Here is a 621-nt window from a genome sequence, read left to right on the forward strand (position 1 = left end):
CGATGTCTTTTAATCGCTCAGGACACTTCACCGTTAAGTTGTCGAATTGCGCGAAAGCTTGCCAAAGGCCAAGTTGGATTAGGCGGTTTTCAACGATGTAGCCAAGTTGATCCAATGAAAGCTCATCAGAATGAAAACGAGTACGACACTCAGGATGCTCCCAAGTTTCCAGACGACGATAGGGACAGACGCGCATTGCTTCGATCGCCGACCAAGCATCTAATGATTCAAGTAATTTCACCGATTGATGTGAAATAGCAGAAACTCGCACGTCCAGAGCTTGAGCAGCATCGAATGCTTTAGGCTCCGCTCCTTCAACTACCACTACGCTTCTACCTTGCTTGGCAAATCCAACCGCGACAGCTGCCCCGACCATGCCGCCACCGATTACGGCGATGTCATACTTGTTCATTTTTAGCTCTTCATCATGCTGATTATTTGGCGTTTTTCAATTGTACGTTCCGAGGCTATTTTTACAAAATTGTTTAACAAAAAACCTTGCTGTATATAGGGCAAAAAACTAGATTTCATCAGGGTTTGCAGAGAATTCGTCAGATCACTAGTCAGGTGCTTTTTAAAGCAGTACAATACGCCGCTTACCGCCGTGATGGCGGCTATAAT

At 45.4% G+C, this 621-nt stretch carries 2 protein-coding genes; both read right to left on the reverse strand.

Translation table 11 applies throughout. The features are described from left to right. On the reverse strand, nt 1–412 hold a 412-nt coding region (locus R8N47_RS26335; RefSeq protein ID WP_318186248.1), incomplete at its 3' end, for an FAD-dependent oxidoreductase. A gap of 2 nt (nt 413–414) precedes the next feature. After that, on the reverse strand, nt 415–621 hold a 207-nt coding region (locus R8N47_RS26340; protein WP_318186249.1), incomplete at its 5' end, for a hypothetical protein.

The organism is Vibrio sp. 2132-1 (genome assembly GCF_033344315.1).